We start from the raw sequence: 5,516 nt of genomic DNA, 5'->3' as shown, positions 1-5,516 counted from the left end.
TTATACTCTTTCTATGTTTTTCTTTCGAAATGCATAGTCATTCATGTCACGCTGAAAAACATACAGCGTATTCTAAAACGATGCCATTTCACTGTTAATCCGTCATTGATACTTAATTTAATACTATGGTGCAGTTTTATTCTCCTAAAAAACGTCCTGTGAAAAAACAGGTGACAACTCTGGAAGTGACCGCCAGTGCATTGGATGCAAATGGTCAAGGTATTGCTCATGCTGAGGGCAAAACGATTTTTGTAAAAGGACTTCTTCCACAAGAAACTGCTCGTATTCGTTTAACAGAAGAAAAGCGCCAGTTTGCTAAAGGTGAGGTTATAAAGCGTTTTACTACTAGCGAACAGCGTATAACACCTCTTTGTGAATATTATGAACGTTGTGGGGGGTGTCAGCAGCAACATGTACCTATCGCGTTACAACGTACAACAAAAGCCAGTGTGTTATCACATCTTATTAAACGCGAAACGGGTGTGGTGATTTCAGCGGAGCCTGTTATTGCAGGTGCCGAATATGGTTACCGTCGTAGAGCAAGATTAGGATTGCGCTATCAACCAGAAAAAGGGTTGGTGATGGGCTTTCGTCAAGAGCGTTCTAATGATTTGGTCATGATAAAAAAATGCCCAGTATTAAAACCTCAATTAAATAATTTATTGTCTCCTCTTTGGGCATGCCTTAAAAAATTAACATCAGTACGTGATTTAGGGCATGTTGAAATAGTGCTCGCCGATAATGGGCCACTAGTTATTTTACGTCATTTATTACCATTGCCAGAGAGTGATAAACAGAGTTTGCGTGATTTCTCCCAAACTCATCAAGTTACGATGTATCTTGCAGGCGATAATAGCGAGATAGCACGATTAACCTCAATTGAGAAGGAACCCTTCTATCAAATAGAAGGTCTAAATTTACGTTTTGCACCTACTGATTTTATTCAAGTAAATGATGAAATAAATCCTAAGATGGTTGCTCAAGCCATTGAATGGCTTGATTTGTCGTCAGAAGATCGCGTGTTAGATCTATTTTGTGGTATGGGTAACTTTACTTTACCTATTGCAAAACGCGTGAGCGAAGTGGTGGGGATAGAAGGTGTGCCCGCACTGGTTGAGATGGCGAAAAAGAATGCAGAATTAAACCATCTAGGTAATGCGCATTTTTGGCATGCAGATTTATCAGCTGATTTTTCTGCCATGTCGTGGTCGAAGAAAGGGTTTAACAAAGTGTTGTTAGATCCTGCAAGAGCAGGGGCTTTAGAGGTAATGTCACATATTGTGAAGTTATCCGCAGAAAAAATCGTGTATGTTTCCTGTAATCCGACCACGTTAGCCAGAGATAGTAAGATATTATTAGATTCTGGATATCAGCTAACCAGTTTAAAAATGTTGGATATGTTTCCACAAACGGGTCATCTGGAATCAATGGCACTGTTTAGTCGAAAATAAATTGATTTGAAAATAGACAGTTAGCCAGTAAATAAGTCGCAAATAAGATTTATACCGTGTAGGGAGAGAATATGGTTGCAGTAAGAAGTGCTCACTTAACACCTGCAGGAGAGTTTGCTGTTGATAAATGGGTCAACAGCTTGAACTTAACCCATGCCAATGCGGGTAGTGAAATCATGCAAACCTGGGAATACTGCCATCGTACTGTTCAAGGGCGTGAAGACGCTGAACTGCTATTATGGCGTGGTGTTGAAATGGTTGAGCTTCTTTCGACACTCAGCATGGATAAAGACAGTATGAGGGCGGCGCTTCTTTTCCCTCTTGCTGAAGAAAATCTTATTGGTCAGGAAATCATCACTGAACACTTTGGTGAGGCTATTTGGAGCTTAGTGCGTGGTGTTATGGAAATGGATGCCATACGCCAATTAAAAGCGACACATACCAATGAAACAAGCTCGGTTCAGGTAGATAACGTGCGTCGTATGCTGTTATCTATGGTAGAAGATTTCCGTTGTGTGGTCATTAAACTCTCAGAGCGTATAGCCCATTTACGTGAAGTAAAAGATGCCACTGAAGATGAGCGCGTACTGGCAGCTAAAGAGTGTTTTAATATTTATGCTCCATTAGCCAACCGATTGGGTATTGGGCAATTAAAATGGGAATTAGAAGATTTTTGTTTCCGCTATCTTCATCCTGATGAATACAAAAAAAATAGCAAGCTTACTTCATGAGCGCCGTATCGATCGCGAACAGTATATTGATAATTTTGTCAGTACAGTTCGTGGTTATATGAAAGAAGAGAATGTCGATGTAGATATCTATGGACGTCCCAAACATATCTATAGTATCTGGCGCAAAATGAAGAAAAAAAACCTCGCATTTGATGAGTTATTTGATGTGAGGGCTGTTCGTATAGTCGTTGAACGTCTTCAAGACTGCTATGCCGCATTAGGGATTGTACATACGCATTTCCGTCATTTACCTGATGAATTTGATGATTATGTCGCAAATCCAAAACCCAATGGCTATCAATCTATTCATACCGTTGTGTTAGGGCCTGAAGGTAAAACAGTTGAAATCCAAATTCGTACTCGCCAAATGCATGAAGATGCAGAATTGGGAGTTGCTGCGCACTGGAAATATAAAGAAGGTGCAACAGGGGCTGCGACGAAAGGCGGTACAGGCAGTTATGAAAACCGTATTGCATGGTTACGTAAACTGATTGCATGGCAAGAAGAGATGGCGGATTCTGGCGAAATGCTGGATGAAGTCCGTAGCCAAGTTTTTGATGATCGAGTGTATGTCTTTACACCAAAAGGTGATGTTGTTGATTTACCCGCAGGCTCAACACCGCTCGATTTTGCTTATCATATTCATAGTGATGTTGGTCACCGCTGTATTGGGGCAAAAATTGGCGGGCGTATTGTACCGTTTAGCTATCAATTACAGATGGGTGACCAAATTGAAATTATTACGCAAAAACATCCTAATCCAAGTCGCGATTGGTTAAACCCTAACTTAGGTTATGTCACGACAAGTCGTGGTCGTGCGAAAATTCATAATTGGTTCCGTAAGCAAGATCGCGATAAAAATATTCTTGCTGGCCGTCAGATTTTAGATAACGAATTGGCGCATATGGATATCAACATGAAAGAAGCAGAAAAACTGCTGATTGCACGTTATAACGTTCATAGTGTTGATGAAGTATTAGCAGGGATTGGTGTCGGTGATATTCGAATCAACCAATTAGTGAACTTTATTCAAAGTAGATTGAATAAAGCCACTGCAGAAGATGAAGATAAAGAAGCGTTACGGACACTCGAAAGTAAAACACCAGCACCAAGAACCACAGGATCAGGTGGAAGCATTGTTGTCGAAGGTGTAGGTAACTTAATGCACCATATTGCACGCTGTTGCCAGCCTATTCCGGGTGACAATATTGTTGGCTTTATTACAAAAGGCCGTGGTATTTCGATTCACCGAGCAGACTGTGAACAACTTGCAGAGTTACTTTCTCATGCGCCAGAGCGTATTGTTGATGCAGTATGGGGTGAGAATTACTCTAGCGGTTATTCACTTGTCGTTCGTGTTGTTGCCAATGATCGAAGTGGATTATTACGCGATATCACGACTATTTTAGCGAATGAAAAAGTCAATGTACTCGGTGTCAGTAGCCGTAGTGATGTGAAGCAACAAATTGCAACCATCGATATGAATATTGAGATTTATAATCTGCAAGTATTAGGTCGTATTTTGGCAAAACTGAATCAGTTGCCTGATGTGATAGAGGCGAAACGCTTTTCTCACTAATACATTAAAATGATAAGATGCCGAGACAACTGTTCTCGGCTTTTTTTTATCAAAAATGTGTTAAACAGGATAACGCCCACTCTTATTTAAAAGGCAATATGATGTCAGAAAATCGTGAAATCTTTCGTTTATTAGAAATTATGGCGCAGTTACGTGATCCTGATACGGGATGCGAATGGGATAAAGTGCAGACTTTTGACACTATCGCACCTTATACATTAGAAGAAACCTATGAAGTATTAGATGCTATTGCCCGTAAAGATTTTGCTGATTTAAAAGAAGAGTTGGGTGATTTGCTTTATCAAGTTGTTTTTTATTCACGAATGGCGCAGGAGCAAAAGTTATTTGATTTTAATGATGTTTGTGAGGCCATGAGTAATAAGCTAGAGCGTCGTCATCCACATATTTTTGCCTCTGAAAGTGAAAACAATTTATCAACAGAAAAACATCGCTGGGAAAAACTCAAAGCGCAAGAGCGTGAGGCAAAAGCACAATTTTCATTATTAGATGATATTCCTGCCGCATTGCCTGCTTTGATGAAAGCCGAAAAAATTCAAAAACGATGTGCTTCTGTCGGGTTTGATTGGAATGAACTTGAACCCGTTTTAGGTAAAGTGTTTGAGGAAATTGATGAAGTGATAGCAGAAGTAAAAAGAGAACCTCAAGATGTGTCTAAAATTGAAGATGAATTAGGGGATTTACTCTTTTCAGTTGTCAATTTATCTCGGCATTTAAAACAAAAACCTGAGCAAGCGCTCAATCGAGCATGCCGAAAATTTGAGCAACGCTTTCGTTTTGTTGAAAAGACACTTTCAGATGAAGGTATAGGCATAGAAAATGCCTCATTGGAAGAGATGGAGATCTGCTGGCAGAAAGCAAAAGAACAACAGATTGAGTGAATTGTGACACGAAAATTAACGTTAGTGTGACATAAAATGCGATAAAAATAACCTATAACATCTCGTTTTTTCAGCTGTTTTTATAAAAGTTTTTAAAAGGCGAAATTATAAAATGTAATTTCGCTTTTTTGTTTTTGGGTGATTTAAAATTTCATATTTGCATTTTATTGCATTGGAAATGTGATTGACCTCAAAAAATTAAACGCATGATCATAAGCAAAAGATCTCGCTATAAACCTGCTACACTTAATATCGTGAAAAAAATAAAGCATCTCTTCTCTAAAAGTGATATCTTAGCTGAAAGGATTAAGCTAAAATGCTTGAGAAATATTTTCACGGGTTTAGTTAATTGAATTTTTACTGTTTTTTCGTGTTTAAACGGATAAGTGGCGTGATGAAAAAGAACTTTATACTACTAAGAATGTTTGTAGCGAAAATAAGGTTCGGGTATACTGTGTTCCCGTCCAGTTATATCCATCATCCTAATACACCTAAACTTTCAGGTTCAGCATGAAAACGAATTATATTTTTGTGACCGGCGGGGTCGTATCCTCTCTGGGTAAAGGCATTGCCGCAGCCTCTCTGGCGGCTATACTCGAAGCCCGTGGACTCAATGTCACCATGATGAAGTTGGATCCGTATATCAACGTCGATCCAGGTACTATGAGCCCAATTCAGCACGGGGGAAGTTTTCGTCACTGACGATGGTGCTGAAACTGATCTCGACTTAGGGCACTATGAGCGCTTTATTCGTACGAAATGACCCGTCGTAATAACTTCACGACGGGACGCGTATACTCTGAAGTATTACGTAAAGAGCGTCGTGGTGACTATCTTGGGGCTACTATTCAAGTTA

2 protein-coding genes and 2 pseudogenes are annotated in these 5,516 nt (G+C 39.6%); all 4 read left to right on the top strand.

Features of this window, described 5'->3' with window-relative positions; genetic code table 11:
- Positions 1 to 125: 125 nt before the first annotated feature.
- Positions 126 to 1,451: a 23S rRNA (uracil(1939)-C(5))-methyltransferase RlmD gene (rlmD, locus tag BHE89_RS08725; RefSeq protein ID WP_069368494.1), complete on the top strand. Its 1,326-nt coding sequence runs from the start codon at positions 126 to 128 to the stop codon at positions 1,449 to 1,451.
- Positions 1,452 to 1,522: 71 nt separating this feature from the next.
- Positions 1,523 to 3,761: pseudogene (relA, locus tag BHE89_RS08720) on the top strand (GTP diphosphokinase).
- A 101-nt stretch (positions 3,762 to 3,862) separates the two neighbouring features.
- Positions 3,863 to 4,660: a nucleoside triphosphate pyrophosphohydrolase gene (mazG, locus tag BHE89_RS08715; protein ID WP_069368730.1), complete on the top strand. Its 798-nt coding sequence runs from the start codon at positions 3,863 to 3,865 to the stop codon at positions 4,658 to 4,660.
- A 510-nt stretch (positions 4,661 to 5,170) separates the two neighbouring features.
- Positions 5,171 to 5,516 (top strand): annotated as a pseudogene (pyrG, locus tag BHE89_RS08705) (CTP synthetase); the annotation flags it as partial.

Source organism: Shigella sp. FC1967 (assembly GCF_001743005.1).
Taxonomy (GTDB): domain Bacteria; phylum Pseudomonadota; class Gammaproteobacteria; order Enterobacterales; family Enterobacteriaceae; genus Proteus.
Note: the sequence above shows the minus strand (reverse complement) of the source record. Positions and strands in the feature narration are given on the sequence as shown.

Bases quoted from the DNA above. Each gene is read 5' to 3' on its own strand.
- rlmD (WP_069368494.1), top strand. From the start codon at position 126: ATGGTGCAGTTTTATTCTCCTAAAAAACGTCCTGTGAAAAAACAGGTG.
- mazG (WP_069368730.1), top strand. From the start codon at position 3,863: ATGTCAGAAAATCGTGAAATCTTTCGTTTATTAGAAATTATGGCGCAG.